The organism is Williamsia muralis (assembly GCF_002735905.1).
In the GTDB taxonomy this organism is placed as follows: domain Bacteria; phylum Actinomycetota; class Actinomycetes; order Mycobacteriales; family Mycobacteriaceae; genus Williamsia; species Williamsia muralis_A.
This window is the reverse complement of sequence record NZ_PEBD01000010.1, coordinates 318,041-335,210: the sequence shown is the minus strand read 5'-3', so window position 1 is coordinate 335,210 and position 17,170 is coordinate 318,041. Positions and strand designations below refer to the sequence as shown.

Sequence of the window (17,170 nt, the reverse complement as noted above, 5' to 3'; positions counted from 1 at the left end):
GGACTGACTGTTCCATGGAGTGATGTCTATCACAGCACCGGACGCCGGTGGGACGGTTCGGCAAATCAGTCCCGCGGACGGGCCCGGGTGAGCTGAGCGACAGGGGACGGCCCCTGCCGTCGGCTAGAGGATATCGCGCCGCACGATGGTCTGCTCTCGGCCGGGTCCCACGCCGATGCACGAGATGTGCGCGCCGGACAGCTCTTCGAGTCGGAGCACGTAGTCCTGGGCATTCTTCGGCAGGTCGTCGAAGGTGCGGCACTGTGAGATGTCCTCCCACCAGCCGGGCATCTCCTCGTAGATCGGCTTGGCGTGGTGGAACCCGGTCTGCGTCATCGGCATCTCGTCCACCCGCTCCCCGTCCACCTCGTAGGCGACGCAGATCGGCACGGTGTCCAGGCTGGAGAGCACGTCGAGCTTGGTCAGGAAGTAGTCGGTGATGCCGTTGACCCGGGTGGCGTACCGAGCGATCACGGCATCGAACCAGCCGCACCGACGCGCGCGGCCGGTGGTGACGCCCACCTCGCCGCCGGTCTTGGCCAGGTAGGCACCCCACTCGTCGAACAGCTCCGTGGGGAACGGCCCCGACCCCACACGTGTGGTGTACGCCTTGAGGATTCCGAGCACGGTGGTGATCCGGGTCGGGCCGATGCCCGAGCCCACCGCCGCGCCACCCGACGTCGGGTTGGACGAGGTCACAAAGGGATAGGTGCCGTGGTCGACGTCCAGCAGAGTGCCCTGTGAGCCTTCGAGCAGTACTGTCTCGCCGGCCTCGAGTGCTTGGTTGAGCAGCAGCCTGGTGTCGGCGATGCGGTGTTTGAAGCCGTCGGCCTGACCCAACACCTCCTCGACGACGCGCGCCGGTTCGAGAGCACGGCGGTTGTAGATCTTGGTGAGGATCTGGTTCTTGATCTCGAGCGCAGCCTCGACCTTCTGGGTCAGAATGCTCTCGTCGAGCACATCGGCGACCCGCACGCCGACCCGGGCGATCTTGTCCTGGTAGCAGGGCCCGATGCCGCGGCCGGTGGTGCCGATCTTCTTGTTCCCGAGGAATCTCTCGGTGACCTTGTCGATGGCGACGTGGTACGGCATCAGCAGATGCGCGTCGGCGGAGATCATCAGCCCCGTGGTGTCGACGTCACGATCCTCGAGACCGCTGAGCTCGGTGAGCAGCACTCCCGGGTCGACGACCACACCGTTGCCGATGACGTTGTTGACTCCCGGAGTCAAGATGCCTGACGGGATCAGATGCAGAGCGAAGGTCTCCCCATTGGGCAGAACCACCGTGTGACCGGCATTGTTGCCGCCCTGGTATCGCACCACCCATTGCAGTCGACCACCGAGTAGATCTGTGGCTTTGCCCTTACCTTCATCGCCCCATTGGGCGCCGATCAGCACGATCGCAGGCATTTATGCGCTCCTTCCGGTTCGAGCGTGACGTAGACACACCGAACCGTGGGACAACCCTACTTGTTCGGACCGACGATTACCCGATCCCGGTGGCCCAAACCCTCTCGGTGCCGCGCCGAGCCCATCCGCGGTGCCCGCCAGTACGATCGCGGACGGGCGTCACGAGGATGATCGCCGCAGGTGAAGAGACGAGTGAGGTGACCGGTGGCGCCACAGGGTCTACGCGTGATCGCCGAGCAAGACGCGGCCGACGATCTCATCCCGCCGGGCGTCGCCACGGTCCGGGCGGTGCGCGAACGTGCGTCGATCATCGGTGCCGTCACCGCCACATTGGCCGACCCGGACATGCGACGAGTTGTCGTGGTCGCGGGGCCCGAGTTGCCCGATGCCTTCTGCGCCGCCGTGGTCGCACGACTCATGCTCGTCGAACGTCTCGACGTCGAGGTCGCCCTTGTCCTGCCCGCCCCCACTCTCGCCACCAAGATCTACGAGCTGCCGTTCGGGGCGCCGGCCGTCGAACTGGCCCAGAGCGGCAACGCCGTCGAACTCCCACTGGTCCGAGACGATGCAGCCATCGTGCTGCTCGGCCGCGCCCACCAGCGCGGCGTCGACGGCGACCTCGGCGGCGAGAGTTACGTCGACAACGACCTGCTCTACCGCGGGCGGACCAAGGGCGTTGTCATCGAGCCGCTGATGACGATGCCCGGGGTCAGGGCCAAGCTCGACCGTCGCTGGCGTTCGTCCTGGCTCACCGGCAGGGCCGTCCAGACCGGCGCGCCACAACTGGTCGTCGACCGCGACGGGGTCCCCGGTACCCGGCCGGTCAAGAGGTCGACCTTCTACCGCCATCACGTCAACTGGAAGCTGGTCCGCCCTTGAGCACCACCACCACCGAGATCATCCGCTCGGTGCGTCCTGGTCCGGTGTTCCTCGCCGTGGTCGCGGCCGCCGCCCTGGGCGGGGCACTGCTGTGGACATCAGGCCGGGACAACGACCCCGTCGCGGTGATCGGGGCGCTCCTGCTCGTCGTGGGCGGCTGGGTGATCTCGCTGTCGCTGCACGAGTTCGGGCACGCCGTGACCGCCTTCAAGTTCGGCGACCGCGGCGCCGAGCTCCGCGGCTACCTCACACTCAACCCTCTCAAGTACGCCCATCCCGGCCTGTCGATCGGGCTGCCACTGGTCATCATCCTGTTGGGCGGCATCGGTTTTCCCGGTGGCGCCGTCTACGTGAACAAGTCGGGATTCACGCGGGCCCAGCGCAGCCTGGTCTCCGCTGCGGGCCCGTTGGCCAACATCCTCATCGCCATCGTTCTGCTCCTGGTCATCTCCGGCCGCGACAACGCAGCGCTGATCGGTGAACTGAACTTCTGGTCGTCGCTGGCGATGCTGGCCCTGCTGCAGATCACCGCCGCGGTGCTCAACCTCTTGCCGATCCCAGGACTCGACGGCTACGGGATCATCGAGCCGTACCTGTCCGACAACACGCGGCGATCGGTGGCGCCGGTCGCACCGTTCGGGATCCTGCTGATCTTTGTCATCCTGCTGGTGCCCCAGCTCAACCGCGCGTTCTTCGACCTCGTGTACTGGTTGTTCGAATTGTCCGGGGTCAGCAGCTTTCTGGCGTCGTGGGGCTGGGACTTGTTTGTCTTCTGGAAGTAGGGGGTAGTCGCCCCCCAAGCACGGCGCCGGAACCTGTCGTAGTGTGAAAAATCCGTGTGCTGATGCGAGGAGGACCAGTTGCAGATCCGTCCAGGTGCGGCGTACCCGCTTGGAGCAAATTACAGCGGAGCCGGGACGAATTTCGCGGTGTTCAGTGAAGTTGCCGAACGTGTGCAGCTGTGTCTGATCGGCGACGACGGCGAGGAAACTCAGATCGATCTGCTCGAGCAGGACGGCTTCATCTGGCACGGCTTCTTGCCGGACGTGGAACCCGGGCAACGTTATGGCTACCGGATTCACGGGCCCAACGACCCGGCACAGGGTCTGCGATGCAACCCGGCCAAGCTCCTCCTCGACCCTTACGCCAAGGCGATCGACGGCAAATTCGACTGGGCGCAACCGGTTTTCAGCTACATGTTCGACGACCCGTCGACGCCCAACAACGAGGACTCCGGTCCTTACATGCCTGCGTCGGTGGTGATCAACCCTTACTTCGACTGGGGCGTCGACCGTCCGCCTCACCACGCATACGCCGACACCGTCATCTACGAGGCCCACGTGAAGGGCCTCACCCAGACCCACCCCGCGATCCCCGAGGAGCTGCGCGGTACCTACGCCGCGATCGCCCACCCCGCGATCCTCGACCATCTGACGAACCTTGGTGTGACCACCCTCGAACTGATGCCGGTCCACCACTTCGCGGACGACTCAGTGCTGCAGGACCGCGGTCTCTCGAATTACTGGGGCTACAACACGATCGGGTTCTTCGCCCCCGATTCCAAGTACTCGCGGGGCGACTCACGGGTTGCCCCCGTCCAAGAGTTCAAGTCGATGGTCAAGGCCGTGCACGAGGCGGGCATCGAGATCATCCTCGACGTGGTCTACAACCACACGGCCGAGGGCAACCACATGGGTCCGACCCTGTCGTTCCGCGGAATCGACAATGCCGCGTATTACCGTCTGGTCGAAGATGATCCGCAGTACTACATGGACTACACGGGCACCGGAAACACCCTGAACGTCCGTCATCCCCACGCCCTGCAGCTCATGATGGATTCGCTGCGCTACTGGGTCACCGAGATGCACGTCGACGGCTTCCGCTTCGACCTCGCGTCTGCTCTGGCCCGTGAGTTCTACGACGTCGACCGGTTGTCCAGCTTCTTCGACCTCGTCCAGCAGGACCCGGTGGTCAGTCAGGTCAAGCTGATCGCCGAGCCATGGGACGTGGGGCCCGGCGGATATCAGGTGGGCAACTTCCCCCCGCAGTGGACCGAGTGGAACGGCAAGTACCGCGACACCGTGCGCGACTTCTGGCGCGGCGAGCCTGGGACGTTGGGCGAATTCGCTGCTCGCATAACAGGTTCGGCCGACCTCTACGAGCACACCGGACGGCGGCCTGCGGCGTCCATCAACTTCATCACCGCGCACGACGGCTTCACCCTGCGAGACCTCGTCTCCTACAACGAGAAGCACAACGAGGCCAACGGCGAGGACAACAACGACGGCGAGAGCCACAACCGTTCGTGGAACTGCGGCGTAGAGGGCGAAACCGACGATCCCGAGATCCTCGCGCTGCGTGCTCAACAGAGTCGCAACATGATCGCCACCCTGCTGCTGTCGCAGGGCGTGCCGATGATCAGTCACGGTGACGAACTGGGACGGACGCAGGGCGGCAACAACAACGCCTACTGCCAGGACAGCGAGCTGGCCTGGGTCGATTGGGAAAACGTCGACGAGGACCTCATCGATTTCACCCGCCGCGTCACCGAGTTGAGGGCGAACCACCCGGTGTTCCGTCGCCGACGCTTCTTCGAGGGCCGGCCGATGCATCGATCGGCCGACAAACTGCCCGACATCGCGTGGCTACGACCCGACGGCAGCGAGATGACCGAGGACGACTGGAATGCAGATTTCGGCCGTGCAGTCGGACTGTTCCTCAACGGCAGTGCCATCCCCGAGGTCGACGATTTCGGCGAGCGCATCATCGACGCCTCGTTCATGGTGTTCCTGAGCGCTCACTACGAACCCATCGAATTCCCGCTGGACACCAAATACGGCGAACAGTGGGAGGTGGTGCTCGACACCACTGTCGCGGGGGACGAGGCCGAGAAGCCGCTCACGGCGCCGACTACGGTCACCGTCGGTGCGCGGGCGTTCCTGGTGCTGCGCCGCATCGAACCAGAAGACGACTGACCGCCCCCAACCCCGCCCACCGGGCCGAAACTCCCGCCCACCGGGCCGATAACGCCGTTGACCGTGCCGAAACCCCCGTTGACCGTGCAAATAACGCCGTTGACCGTGCCCTAATTCTCGTTGACCGTGCCGATAACGCCGTTGACCGTGCCCTAAAGCTCGTCGACTGGGCTCAAAAGCCCGGTTGACGTGGGCCTTGGATTGACGGCTCGCCACGGCGGGACTCCGCGGCCCATCCGACGCGCATTTCGGCCCGCTCAACGAAGGTTTCGGCCCGCTCAACGGGGGTTTCGGCCCGGTCAACGGGGGTTTCGGCCCGGTCAACGGGGGTTTCGGCCCGATCGACGGGGGTTTCGGCCCGGTCAACGGTTACCAGGTGATTTTCTTGTGGCAGTCGCCTTGAGTTCCGGCTGGATCCACCTGGATCGTGGCATGGTCGAGGCCATGGCGTTCCAGGACTTCCCTGGCGGCGGCGAGCACATCGGCGTTGTCGGCCGTGGCGGTCACGTGCACCGTTGCGACGTCCATACCGGTGGTCAGCGTCCAGACGTGGAGGTCGTGCACTTCGGTCACACCGGCCAGATCGCTGAGTTCGCGCTGGATCTTGTCCACGTCAACGTGAACCGGGGCCTGCTGCGCCAGGATCCGAAGCGCGTCGAGCGCAAGGCGTATGGCGCGCGGGGCGACCCACAGGGCAATCAGTACCGCCACCACCAGGTCGGCATACGGCCAACTGGTTGTCATCGTCACCACGCCTGCCACCAGCACGCCGATCGACCCGACGGCGTCGGCGAGCACCTCCATGTACGCGCCGCGCACCGCGATACTTCCCTCGGCGTCCGCGCGTAACAGCAGCATCACCACCAGGTTGGCCGCGAGGCCGATGAGCGCCACCACCACCAGGGTCCCGCCCGGTACGTGGGGATCGGTACCGATGCGCTCGATGGCCTCATAGAGGACAAACACGGCCACGCCGATGAGCAGTACAGCGTTGGCCACGGCGGTGAACACCTCGGCGCGATGCCAACCGAAGGTCTTGACCCCGCTCGAACTCCCGTGCCGGGCGAGCAGCAAAGCGCCCAGTCCCATCACCATGGCGACCACATCGGTGAGCATGTGGCCCGCATCGGCGATCAGCGCCAGCGAGTTGACGGCGATTCCGACGGTCAGTTCGACCGCGAAGAACACGGAGATGATGACTGCCCCGGCCACCATCGGCCATAGTCGGCGCTGGGATCCGTCGTCAGCGGCGCCGTGCCCGGCGTGACCGTGGCTGTGCGTGTGGCCCATCGTGTCCCTTCGCGGTCAGTGGACCCCAAATATATGCATGACCACGCATGCATCGCAACTGTCAGCGCAGCGTGGCAATCGCCGAGACGCGGGAAAGTCCACACACCATCAGCAGATCGACGATTGTGGAACGGATCTGCGCCAAGATCACCGTCTCCGACAGCGCACTGCCCTCGACCAGTTCGGGCTTCGAACGACGGGCGATGCTGCGCAACACCCTGGCCGCAGACGCCGGGTCGGGTTGCTGGCCGGGATCGGCCAGGATCATGTCGTTGACCACCTCGAACGCGTGCGCGAGGCTGACGATGAGTTCGACGATCTCGAGCTTGATCGGCTCGTTCTTGTCCACCGCGCTCGCCGCCCGACGTGCCAGCACCCGAACGTTTCGCACCGCATTGTCGATCGGATCGGCAACGGCGGTGATGCGTTCGAGGCGCGATCGGCTGTTCCAGTACAGCGGGGAGATGACACTGATCTCACGCCCACCAGAGATGTCCGACCGCATCGCATCGATCTCCGGCTGAGTTCCGCGCGCCTCTTCGAGCGCCTCGAGCAGCAGGTCGCGGTCCATTCGGCGCAGTCCCTCGGCCACATCTGCGAGCACATCGGACACCGTGGCGAGCACGCCGGCGGCGTCACGGCGGGCCCGCAGCACCGGATGGGTGGGGACCACCGCGACCACCACGATGGCCACCACACCGCCGATGAAGGCGTCGATGACACGGTGAAACCCGTCGACCCCTCCTGGCGGCAGCAGCGTTGCCACCAACACCGCCGAGCTCGCGGCCTGGATGGGCACCAGCGGACCCCGGTCGAGCACGATGGCCACCACCATCGCGATGGCGACGACCACCACGATCTGCCAGGTACCGGAGCCGATGGCAGCGATGATCAGATCGCCGACGGCCACTCCGACGGTCACACCAATCGCCACCTCGAGGGCGCGGCGCCACCGCTGCCCGAGTGACAGGCCCAGGGAGATGACCGCGGCGATTGGAGCGAAGAACGGTCGCTCGTGGGCGAACACCTCGGTGGCGAGGTACCAGGCGAGGCCGGCGGCCAGGGAACACTGGAGGATCGGCAAGATCGCCACGCGCAGCCGATGCATAGGGGCGCGGACGCGGGCCGGCAACCGTTCGCGGGCGAACACCGCGCGAACAGTCAGCAGACGGCCGCCCGAGCCGCCGGTGTCAGGCGAGTCCGAGCTCGCCGGCGGCTGCCGGGTCACTTTCGTTCAGCAGATCGAGGCAGCGCCTGTACTCGTCTTCTTCACCGATGGTCTGCGCCGCCCGGGCGAGCACGGCGACGCAACGCAGGAACCCGCGATTGGGCTCGTGGCTCCACGGCACGGGGCCGAACCCTTTCCAGCCGTGCCTGCGCAGCTGGTCGAGCCCGCGGTGGTAGCCGGTACGTGCGTAGGCGTAGGCGGTGATGGTCGCGCCTTCGTTCATGGCGGCTTCGGCCAGGTATGCCCAGGCGATCGAGGCGGTCGGGTGCTGGGCGGCGACCGCAGCCGGGTCGGAACCGTTCAACAGGTCCGATTCGGCTTCGTCGTCTCCGGTCAAGAGGGTGGGCTGAGGGCCGAGAAGATCTCCGAACGACGTCATCAGACCATTGTCGCAGCTCTCGATCGGGTGCGGGCGACCCCTCCGGCCGCCAGTTCATTCGATAGGGTGGGCGCGACGCTGCGCGGGGGTGACTGTCCGAAGGTCGGCCGGGTTCCCGTGCACTGTGAACAGTGTCGGTCGAGGAACAGGGCTGGGTGGATGTCACATCCTGACGATGAAGGCAATTCTGTTGTACGGAGGGCCTTTTCGGCAGTTCGTAAGCTCCGCGAAGGAAGATCGGGTAGCGGGGCCGAAGCAGTACGACGCCCCGGTGCATCCACAACATCTCCCGCAGGGCAGGAAAAACAGGGGGGTCTGTTGCCGCAGCGAAGGTCCGATGGCGAATCGCCACAGGGGGCCGTCGACGATTCGGCCGACAGTCTGGTGACCGAACCGACGGGCGCAACCACGGAGTCGACATCGGACACCGGTGTCACTCCCGCCGAGCGCCCGACATCCCCCGCCGAATCCCCTGCCGAGCCGGAGGCTGATATCGCGGCTGACGACCGTGCCGACGCCACAGATGCAGATTCCTCCGCCATCCCCGACACCGCCGAAACAGCAAACCAGGATCCGGTGGTCGACGCCGTGGTCAACGAAGCTCCGGCTACCGAGGGCGAGGAGAGCTCCGACCCGGCCGTCGAATCGGCAGAGGCCGAGGATGACGTCGACGTCCCGGCCCCGGCGGAGGACCAGCCCACCGCTGGAGACCCGACCACCGTGTCGGATGAGGCCGCCGCGTCGGACGAGCCCGCCGATACGTCCGGGGACGACGAGCGGCCTGCCGATGCGAAGGACAACAGCGCACAGGTGGTCGATCCGCACACCGATGAGCCCGTTGCCGATGAGCCGGTTGCCGATCAGACAGCCGACAGTCAGACGGTCGAACCTTCCGTTGAACCGGCGGCGCAGGATGCTCCCGAGGCGCCTGTACAGATGACGTCTGATCGTGCCGAAGCCGAAGCCGACGCCGAGGCCGTGCCGGCAGACGAGCAAACCGTCGCAGACGAGCAGACGGTGCCAGCAGAGACGACCGGCGCAACCGACGAGATCGTGCCGGACGAGAAGGCCGCGGCGGGCGAGAAGGCGTCGCGTCAGGACACTGGTGGGGAACAGCCCGGCGGCGATCCCGCCCCGGCGCCCAGCGAGGCCGTGACCGCCCAATTTGCCGCGGTCCCGGCCGTTTCCACGTCGAAATCCTCGGCATCCCAAGCCGCCTCGACGTCGAAGGACGAGCCCGTCGGATCACCCGCCGACGAGAACGAGACGGAGGTGATGGCGGCCGCTGCGACCCCTGCCGACGTCACCGACCAACCGACGGAGCGGATCAGCACCACGAAGGCGGCGTCGTCGTCGTCGTCGACCAATGCGAGCACAGGGTCGCCGTCGAGCACGGGGTCGCCGTCCGCGCAGGTGCCCGATTGGAAAGCGGAACCGGCGGCGCCGCAGTACATCCCGCCTGCAGGTGGCGCCCAGCAGAATCGAACCGGCGGCGGACCCAAGAAGTCGCGGAAAGGTCTGTGGTTCGCTCTCGCCGCACTAGTCCTGATCGCAGCGGTGGTCGCGGCGGTCATCGCCGTTGTCGCCTCCGGAGACGACACGAGCGAGGTCCCTGCAGACGTCGCGGCCGCGCGGGCACTCGAATACACCACCGCTCTACGTGACGGTGACATTTTCACTCTCCGACAGATCACGTGTGGCGAAGCGCAGCAACGCTTTACGAGCATGTCCGACCAGGAGTTCGCCGAGGATCACCGAATTCAAGAGGAGAACAACGAACTGGTCGGCGTCGACGGTGTCAAGGCGTCGAAGATCGTCAACGATGGCAACGGAGCCGTCGTAGAGGTGATCGCCTACAAGACACTCACTCCTGACGAGAAGCTCGACGTGGCACTGACACTGAGCAAGATCGACGGGGAGTGGAAGGTCTGCAAAGCCTGATCGGACTGTGACAACGGGGCCTTCTCGGTCGTTCGGGCGTTAGGCTTGGACGGTGCCCTCACCGCAGGACCGGCCATCACCACCTCCCCATCACCGTGTGATCGACGCGGCGACCATCCCATTGCGTTCGCAGCGACCCCCGGGCCCCGTTCGACGTAGCGGGTTCGAGGCGCCGCCTCGACCGAGCGACACCGCGGCCCGACCACCGCAGCCGCCTGGCCGCCCATGGCAGCCGTCGGCGCCATACGGCGTCCGGGCGCCGGCGGCCGCTCCTTTCCAGGACCGTCCTCAGATGCCGGTCGAGCAACAACAAGCCGCTCCGAGGCCAGTGATCGTTGCCCCGGCCCGGATGACAACAACGCAGCGACCGCACCGCCGGGTGGATACCTCGGTCTTGTGTGCCGCCGCTGCGTTGATATTGCTCGGACTGGCGGTGCTGGTGGGTATCGCGCTCTGACCCACCGGAACCGCTTACCCGGTCTTCATCTCGGCCCTCAGGCGCTGATGGACTTGCCGACCGACTTGAGGTCGGTGCAGGCCTCCACCACACGCTCGCTCATCGACGTCTCTGCCTTCTTCATGTAGCTACGCGGGTCGTAGACCTTCTTGTTGCCCACGTCGCCGTCGACCTTGAGGACGCCGTCGTAGTTCGAGAACATGTGGCCGACGATCGGACGGGTGAAGGCGTACTGGGTGTCGGTGTCGACGTTCATCTTGATGACGCCGTAGCTCAGGGCTTCCTCGATCTCGCTCTTGAGCGAGCCCGAGCCGCCGTGGAAGACGAAGTCGAACGGCTTGGATCCGTCGGCCAGACCCAGCTTCTTGACGGCCACTTCCTGGCCGGTCTTGAGCACCTCGGGACGCAGCTTGACGTTGCCCGGCTTGTAGACGCCGTGCACGTTGCCGAAGGTCGCGGCCAAGAGGTAGCGGCTGCCGGAGTCGCCCGCACCGAGTGCCTCGATGGTGGCCTCGAAGTCTTCGGCGGTGGTGAAGAGCTTGTCGTTGATCTCGTTCTCCACGCCGTCTTCCTCGCCGCCGACAACACCGATCTCGACCTCGAGGATGATCTTCGCGGACGCGGCCTTGGCCAGCAGGTCCTTGGCGATCTCCAGGTTCTCGTCCAGCGGCACCGCACTGCCGTCCCACATGTGCGACTGGAACAGCGGGTTCTGGCCTGCGTCGACACGCTCCTGCGAGATGGCGAGCAGCGGACGCACGTAGGTGTCCAGCTTGTCCTTGGGGCAGTGGTCGGTGTGCAGGGCCACGGTGATGCCGTACTTGGCGGCCACCACGTGCGCGAACTCAGCCAGCGCCACTGCACCGGTCACCATGTCCTTCACACCGAGACCCGAACCGAACTCGGCGCCACCGGTGGAGAACTGGATGATGCCGTCGCTGCCCGCCTCCGCGAATCCTTTGAGGGCTGCGTTGATGGTCTCCGACGAGGTGCAGTTGATCGCGGGGAAGGCGAAACCGCCCTCTTTCGCCGCGTTGAGCATCTGTGCGTATTGTTCGGGCGTTGCGATGGGCATGTGGCCTCCAGCCGAGGTTCGGTGATCTTCGCTGACCAGTATTGCAAGGACCGTCTGCGCCGGTGAGCACCCTCCCGCCGTACGGCACATCGCCGCCTGGCGGGACCCGGCAGCAACAACCGGTACCCTTGGGTCCCGTGATGGAGACTGTCCTTGCCCAAACGACCGACGTGGCGTTGATGCCTGGGTTCTTGGACCCGATCAATCTCCTCAATTCCTTCGGGACCTGGATGCTCGGTGGGCTGCTGCTCATCGTGTTCATCGAGTCGGGTCTGTTGTTCCCGCTGCTGCCCGGTGACTCCCTGCTGTTCACGGCCGGATTGATCGTGGCCGCCAAGTCGAGCGAGATCGAGCCGTTCGCGCCGCTGTGGGTGTTGCTGCTCACCATCCCCATTGCCGCTTTCCTCGGCGATCAGGTCGGCTATTTCCTCGGCAACCGGTTCGGATATTCGCTGTTCAAGCCCGATGCGCGGGTGTTGAAGAAGAAGTACATCGATGAGGCGCACGAGTTCTTCGAGAAGCACGGCCCCATCACCATCTTCCTGGCGCGATTCGTTCCCATCGTCCGTACCTATGCGCCACTCGTAGCGGGTGCAGCCCGGATGAAGTACTCGACGTTCCTCGCCTACAACATCGTCGGAGCCATCGCCTGGGGTGCGGGCGTCACCCTGCTCGGCTACTTCCTCGGCCAGATCGAGTTCATCCAGAAGAACATCGACATCATCTTCCTGATCATCGTGTTCGTCTCGGTCCTCCCGATCATCACCGAGCTGTACAAGCGCTGGCGCGGCCGCGATTCTCAGAACTCAGGCGATGCTGTGGCAGATCCCACCACCGCCCCTTCCGATACCCCGAGCTGACCCCGCCCCGCCGCTTGGACACCCAAACGCAGGCTTTGTGTCCCGTTGCAGGCGTTGTAGCGCCTGCGTGTGGTGGCAAACCCTGCCTGTGCTGGATCAGATGATCCCGCCTGTTCGAAGGCCGTCGCGAAGTAGGGCCCGGAACCGTCTCCGGTCCTGAAGGATCTTCCAGTCCCAGCGAACGACGACAAAGCCATGACGGAGCAACCGATTGTGGCGTTCGCGTTCGGCATGCCAGGACGCGTCGGCTTCCTGGCCGTCAGCTGTGTACTTGCCTCTTCCGTCGAACTCGCCGATGACTTTCCCGTCCCAGTCGAAGTCGCTACGCGCCAAAAAACTCCCCGCCGGCGAGAAGAACTCGTGCTGGAGCCGCGGTAGTGGGATGTCACCCATCTCGATCATTCGCGCCCGGCTCAAGGACTCTCCGGCGGTCTCGGCTTTCTCGTCGGCATGGCCGAGCGCGTTACGGAAGTTGGCGATGCCTCTGCTCCCGACGAGACGAGCCGCCAGACCTTCCAGCTGGGCTCGCGGTACCCCGCGACGGAGTCCGCAATCCACCACGGTCAGCGCACCGGCAAAGTCGGAAGCGCACGCCACGTCCGCGACCGTTCGAGCCATCGACGTGACCCGGAACGAACCCACCTCCACGATGTCCTCGTCGATGCTGAGCCCATCACCTGCCCGCGAGCTGTTGCTGGGGATGGCTGCTTCACTGTGGAGAACTCGACCTGTTCACCACGTACGCAGGGTTTTCGGCAGAACGCAGGCACTGCAACACCGGCGTCTGAACACAAAGCCGGCAGATTTGTTGAAGCCGACTACCAGGCCTGACCCAGGTCGGCATGTTGCCTGATCCAGGCATGCATGGCGATACCGGCAGCGACACCGGCGTTGATCGAACGGGTGGAACCGAATTGGGCGATGGAGACGGTGAGGTCGGCGTGGGCCTGGGCGTCGGCGCTCACTCCGGGTCCCTCTTGACCGAACAGCAGCACACATTCTCGCGGGAGGTCCGCGGTCTCGAGTGGCACCGACCCCGGGGTGTTGTCCACGGCCACCACGGCCAGCGACCGCGAGCGAGCCCATTCCATCAGGGCACTCACCGAATCATGATGCAGCACATGCTGATAGCGGTCAGTGACCATGGCGCCGCGCCGGTTCCAGCGTTTGCGTCCGACGATGTGGACCGCGGCCGCTGTGAATGCGTTGGCAGTCCGCACCACGGTGCCGATGTTGCCGTCGTGCCCGAAGTTCTCGATGGCCACGTGGAAGGGGTGGCGGCGCGCGTCGAGGTCGGCAATGATGGCCTCGCGCGTCCAATACCGGTACGCATCAACAACATTGCGCCGGTCACCGTCGGCCAGAAGCGTCGGGTCGTATCGTGGATCGGTCGGCGGCTCGGTGCCGTATTCCTCGGACCACGGGCCCTTGCCGACCACCGGCTCGCCCCACTCGGTGGGCCCAGGCTCGGCGGTGGACTCGTCCAGGCTCACTCAGGCCAGGCCGATGTCGCTCAACCCGAGCAGCGACCGGTATTCCACACCTTCGGCCGCGATGATGGCGTCGGCTCCCGTGGCGCGGTCCACCACTGTCGCCACCCCGACAACGGTGGCGCCGGCGTCGCGTAGGGCACGCACCGCGGTGAGCGGTGAATTGCCGGTGGTGGTGGTGTCCTCGACCACGAGGACGCGCTTGCCCACGATGTCGGGCCCTTCGATCTGCCGTTGCATCCCATGGGCTTTCGCGGCTTTGCGCACCACAAATGAGTTGATCGGCCGGCCGGGAGCGTGCATGATCGCGGTCGCCACCGGGTCGGCGCCGAGGGTGAGTCCGCCGGCCGCTTCGAAGTCCCAGTCGGCGGTCAGTTCCCGCAACAGCATCCCGATCAGCGCAGAGGCCTCGTGGTGCAAGGTCGCTCGCCGGAGGTCGACGTAGTAGTCGGCCTCGGCACCCGACGACAACGTGACCTTGCCGTGGACCACGGCGATTTCCTTGACGAGTTCGGCCAACCGCTCACGCGCCACCGGCGTCGCGTCGGCGCCATCACGATCGGTCACGGTCACTGTGGTCCTCCGGGTCGGGGGCTCCCCGGCGGACCGGGCTGGCGCGGTATCGGTCCTGACGTGCGTACGGGCGGAACAGGTCCACGGGTGACAGGCCCGGCACTTCGGGTCATCGGGCCTGATCCCTCGTTGCGACGGATCGGGCCGGCCTCGCGGGCGTGAGCCCCCGATTCGGTCCGCGGCCCCGGATTGCGCTGCGGTCGTGGCAGATCCTCGCGGCGAATGTTCTCGGTACGGGGGTCGGCCAGGCCGCGACGCGCACGCCCGGTGGGACTCGACGGGTCCCGCGGGTCAGGCGTGCTCTGCGGATCGACGACGGGCGGCAGCACCCGCAACAGGTCGGTGAAGCGACGAACGGTCTCCAGAGCGACGTCGAGACGTTCGGGGTCGTTGGTGATCGGCATCGACCCGAGCGACCACGCGCCCTCGTTCCAGAGGATCTGGATGTAGTCCGGAGCGTTGGTGGCCAAGGCGACCATGCGGCGATCACACACGCGGCGGGCGACATCGAGGTGACTGGAGAACATCACCCTCTTACCCATCGCGCCGAGCAGTTCGACATCGTCCTCGGCCGGCGCGAGAGTCTTCTCGTGCCGCAGATCGATCGTCACGTTCGATTCGGTGGTCCGGCGGATGGCCACGATGGTGGCGGTCTCGGCAAGGTCGAAGACGACGGTCTCTTCGCCGTAGTAGCTGCCGTAGGCCAGATCCTGAACCTCGATGTGGTCGGGCACATCCATCGCCGCCCGCCCGAACTCCGATTTCAGGGCCGGATCGGAGTCGCGGTATTTGAACCCGTGCTGATCCCCCCACACTGCTCGTTCGCGGCGAACCCCGGTCGTCCGCTTACGGTCGAGCCACAGCAGAGCCAGGGCGCCGGCCAGCGCGAGGGCGGCGATCAGGAAGTAGACGGCAGTCATCACCGGTCAGCTTACCGTGGGGCGTCCGATTCGATACGCAGGCGAGGTTGCCGAGACCCGCACTCGCCCAGCGGGCCCCGCGGGGGCGTCAGTTCTCGGGGATGGAACCGGAGACCCGGCCGTCCACGATGAGGTCGGCGATCATCGTGCCGTCGACCTTCACCATTCGGACGACGACCAGGTCACCGACGTCGAGGACGCTGAGCGAGCTGCCCTCGGTGGACTGCACGTGGGTGTCCGGACTGAGGATGAAGTGTTGTTTGCGGCCGTCGGCGGTGTGGACGTCGAGGGAGTCGGAGCCGATCTTGTCGATGGTGCAGAGCACCACCTTCGAACGTTCGGTGCTGAGGGCCTCGGGAATCTCGTCGGTTGTGGTCTCGCCCGACAGCACTCCGGCCTGACTCGGCGGTTCGCTCGGGGTGACGTACTTGATCTGTGTCGACGCCTGGCCCTGATCGCTGCGCTCGGCTCCGAGATGGACGCAATAACCCAGGGCCACGCCTGCAACCGCCAGGCCGGCGATGCACAACAGCGTCACGACCCTTGTCGAACGCGGCGTGGAATCAGTCACGTGTCCGAACATAGAAGCCGAGTCTGAGATCCGTCTGTGAATAGCGACAGCGGGGCCTGACTTGTCACCTCTGTCAGGAGTTTTCGCGTGCCCTGACGTAGCCGGCCTGCTTGTCGACCACGTTCATCAGCGGTTCGCCGGCGACGTAGTGCTCCAGGTTCTGCAGAAATTGACCGGCCAGTTCATCGCCCCACCCGACCACATCCCCGCTCATGTGCGCCGAGATGTGCACGTTCTCCATCTCCCACAGCGGGTTCTCGGCGGGCAGCGGCTCGGTTTCGAACACGTCGAGCGAGGCGGCTCCTACCGATCCCGTCCGCAACGCGTCGATGAGCGCCGTCTCGTCGACCAACTCCCCTCTGCCCACGTTGACCAGGTGCGCGGTCGGTTTCATCGCGGCCAGTACCGCGGCGTCGATCATGCGGGCGGTCTGAGCGGTGAGCGGAGCGATGGCGACCACCACGTCGAAGTCCCCGACGTAGGAAGTCAGGTCCGCGGTGGCCCGCACCACACCGAAGTCCGGGTCGTGCGCACGTTCGGTGCGACCCGCTCCGCTGACCTGGAGGCCGGCTGCCCGTAGAAGGCGGGCAATGGCGCGTCCGATCCCGCCGGTCCCGATGACGAGCACCGAACGTCCGGCAGTCCGGGTGGTGTCGCGGCGGATCCACCGCTTCTCCCGCTGGAGGGTTTTCGACAGATGCAGCTGCTTGTCCTCGGCAAGGATCGAGCCGAGGACGAACTCGGCGATGGGCCCGTCGAAGATCCCGTGGGCGTTGGTGACGGTCACGTCCGACCGGCGCACGTCATCGAACAGCATGGCGTCGACGCCTGCGGCACAGACATGCACCCACCGGAGGTCATCTGCGGCCGACCAGTTGTCCCGTAAGGCCGCGGAGAAGAAGTCCCACAACAGCAGAACGTCCGCACCGTCGAGCGCCGCACCCAGATCTGCGGTGGTGCATTCACGCACGGTCGCGATGCTGCGGATCTGCTCCAGGTTGCTGGGCGGGGCGAGTCCTTCGCGACCCAGGAGTGCGACCACCGGTGGTGTGTTCGGCGTTGCCATGGGCCCAGATTAGGGCAGCCCGGCGGAGCATCCGTCGGCGACTGTCCAATTGTTGA

17 protein-coding genes are annotated in these 17,170 nt (G+C 65.7%); 6 read left to right on the top strand and 11 right to left on the bottom strand.

The features are described from left to right. Window positions 1-123: 123 nt before the first annotated feature. On the bottom strand, window positions 124-1,410 hold the full coding sequence (locus CSW57_RS15275; RefSeq protein ID WP_099383603.1) for an adenylosuccinate synthase: 1,287 nt from the start codon (window positions 1,408-1,410) through the stop codon (window positions 124-126). A gap of 204 nt (window positions 1,411-1,614) precedes the next feature. On the opposite strand from CSW57_RS15275, the gene CSW57_RS15270 reads away from it, so the two are divergent. The 3 genes from CSW57_RS15270 to glgX all read left to right on the top strand — a co-directional run bounded on the left by CSW57_RS15270 (window position 1,615) and on the right by glgX (window position 5,264). Next, a complete protein-coding gene (locus CSW57_RS15270) occupies window positions 1,615-2,289 on the top strand; it encodes a hypothetical protein (protein ID WP_223249284.1) in 675 nt (224 codons plus the stop codon). After that, window positions 2,286-3,071, top strand: a complete 786-nt coding sequence (locus CSW57_RS15265; RefSeq protein WP_099383601.1) for a site-2 protease family protein — start codon at window positions 2,286-2,288, stop codon at window positions 3,069-3,071. Before CSW57_RS15270 ends, CSW57_RS15265 begins: the two co-directional genes overlap by 4 nt. 78 nt (window positions 3,072-3,149) lie before the next feature. After that, entirely contained in the window at window positions 3,150-5,264 is a 2,115-nt protein-coding gene (glgX, locus tag CSW57_RS15260) for a glycogen debranching protein GlgX (RefSeq protein ID WP_099383600.1), read from the top strand. 369 nt (window positions 5,265-5,633) lie between these two features. Here the strand turns inward: glgX and CSW57_RS15255 are convergent, their stop codons facing one another. From CSW57_RS15255 to CSW57_RS15245, 3 genes are all read right to left on the bottom strand, one after another. Next, window positions 5,634-6,554 (bottom strand): cation diffusion facilitator family transporter, encoded by a 921-nt coding sequence (locus CSW57_RS15255; protein WP_099383599.1) that lies wholly within the window; start codon window positions 6,552-6,554, stop codon window positions 5,634-5,636. A gap of 61 nt (window positions 6,555-6,615) precedes the next feature. Further along, on the bottom strand, window positions 6,616-7,782 hold the full coding sequence (locus CSW57_RS15250) for an FUSC family protein (protein ID WP_223249283.1): 1,167 nt from the start codon (window positions 7,780-7,782) through the stop codon (window positions 6,616-6,618). Continuing rightward, complete coding sequence (locus tag CSW57_RS15245) at window positions 7,745-8,161, bottom strand: DUF3151 domain-containing protein (protein ID WP_023955555.1); 417 nt, start codon at window positions 8,159-8,161, stop codon at window positions 7,745-7,747. Before CSW57_RS15245 ends, CSW57_RS15250 begins: the two co-directional genes overlap by 38 nt. A 384-nt stretch (window positions 8,162-8,545) precedes the next feature. On the opposite strand from CSW57_RS15245, the gene CSW57_RS15240 reads away from it, so the two are divergent. Together CSW57_RS15240 and CSW57_RS24300 are read left to right on the top strand one after the other, a co-directional pair. Next, the gene (locus CSW57_RS15240; RefSeq protein WP_099383598.1) at window positions 8,546-10,102 is read left to right on the top strand and encodes an Rv0361 family membrane protein; all 1,557 of its coding nucleotides are present in this window, start codon (window positions 8,546-8,548) and stop codon (window positions 10,100-10,102) included. A 52-nt stretch (window positions 10,103-10,154) separates the two neighbouring features. Then, the gene (locus CSW57_RS24300; protein WP_143696550.1) at window positions 10,155-10,559 is read left to right on the top strand and encodes a hypothetical protein; all 405 of its coding nucleotides are present in this window, start codon (window positions 10,155-10,157) and stop codon (window positions 10,557-10,559) included. A 37-nt stretch (window positions 10,560-10,596) separates the two neighbouring features. Here CSW57_RS24300 and fbaA read toward each other — a convergent pair whose 3' ends face one another. Continuing rightward, a complete protein-coding gene (fbaA, locus tag CSW57_RS15235; RefSeq protein ID WP_099383597.1) occupies window positions 10,597-11,634 on the bottom strand; it encodes a class II fructose-bisphosphate aldolase in 1,038 nt (345 codons plus the stop codon). Between the two features lie 140 nt (window positions 11,635-11,774). Between fbaA and CSW57_RS15230 the strand changes: the two genes are divergently transcribed. Beyond that, window positions 11,775-12,494, top strand: coding sequence for a VTT domain-containing protein (locus CSW57_RS15230; RefSeq protein WP_099383596.1), 720 nt, complete (start codon window positions 11,775-11,777; stop codon window positions 12,492-12,494). A gap of 96 nt (window positions 12,495-12,590) precedes the next feature. Here CSW57_RS15230 and CSW57_RS15225 read toward each other — a convergent pair whose 3' ends face one another. The 6 genes from CSW57_RS15225 to CSW57_RS15200 all read right to left on the bottom strand — a co-directional run bounded on the left by CSW57_RS15225 (window position 12,591) and on the right by CSW57_RS15200 (window position 17,114). Beyond that, window positions 12,591-13,142: a hypothetical protein gene (locus CSW57_RS15225; protein ID WP_099383595.1), complete on the bottom strand. Its 552-nt coding sequence runs from the start codon at window positions 13,140-13,142 to the stop codon at window positions 12,591-12,593. A gap of 170 nt (window positions 13,143-13,312) precedes the next feature. Then, window positions 13,313-13,987 carry a TrmH family RNA methyltransferase gene (locus CSW57_RS15220; protein WP_099383594.1) on the bottom strand — a complete coding sequence of 225 codons (675 nt, stop codon included), beginning with the start codon at window positions 13,985-13,987 and terminating at the stop codon, window positions 13,313-13,315. Further along, window positions 13,988-14,551, bottom strand: coding sequence for an orotate phosphoribosyltransferase (gene pyrE, locus CSW57_RS15215; RefSeq protein ID WP_223249282.1), 564 nt, complete (start codon window positions 14,549-14,551; stop codon window positions 13,988-13,990). A gap of 2 nt (window positions 14,552-14,553) precedes the next feature. Further along, window positions 14,554-15,477: a hypothetical protein gene (locus tag CSW57_RS15210; protein ID WP_099383593.1), complete on the bottom strand. Its 924-nt coding sequence runs from the start codon at window positions 15,475-15,477 to the stop codon at window positions 14,554-14,556. Between the two features lie 88 nt (window positions 15,478-15,565). After that, the gene (locus tag CSW57_RS15205; protein ID WP_143696549.1) at window positions 15,566-16,048 is read right to left on the bottom strand and encodes a hypothetical protein; all 483 of its coding nucleotides are present in this window, start codon (window positions 16,046-16,048) and stop codon (window positions 15,566-15,568) included. A 73-nt stretch (window positions 16,049-16,121) separates the two neighbouring features. Beyond that, window positions 16,122-17,114, bottom strand: a complete 993-nt coding sequence (locus CSW57_RS15200; RefSeq protein ID WP_099383591.1) for a D-2-hydroxyacid dehydrogenase — start codon at window positions 17,112-17,114, stop codon at window positions 16,122-16,124. Window positions 17,115-17,170 lie beyond the last annotated feature (56 nt).

Excerpts from the sequence above, each read along its gene's own strand:
- CSW57_RS15275 (WP_099383603.1), bottom strand. The coding sequence starts at position 1,410 with ATGCCTGCGATCGTGCTGATCGGCGCCCAATGGGGCGATGAAGGTAAG.
- CSW57_RS15255 (WP_099383599.1), bottom strand. The coding sequence starts at position 6,554 with ATGGGCCACACGCACAGCCACGGTCACGCCGGGCACGGCGCCGCTGAC.
- CSW57_RS15245 (WP_023955555.1), bottom strand. The coding sequence starts at position 8,161 with ATGACGTCGTTCGGAGATCTTCTCGGCCCTCAGCCCACCCTCTTGACC.
- fbaA (WP_099383597.1), bottom strand. The coding sequence starts at position 11,634 with ATGCCCATCGCAACGCCCGAACAATACGCACAGATGCTCAACGCGGCG.
- CSW57_RS15230 (WP_099383596.1), top strand. The coding sequence starts at position 11,775 with ATGGAGACTGTCCTTGCCCAAACGACCGACGTGGCGTTGATGCCTGGG.
- CSW57_RS15210 (WP_099383593.1), bottom strand. The coding sequence starts at position 15,477 with ATGACTGCCGTCTACTTCCTGATCGCCGCCCTCGCGCTGGCCGGCGCC.
- CSW57_RS15200 (WP_099383591.1), bottom strand. The coding sequence starts at position 17,114 with ATGGCAACGCCGAACACACCACCGGTGGTCGCACTCCTGGGTCGCGAA.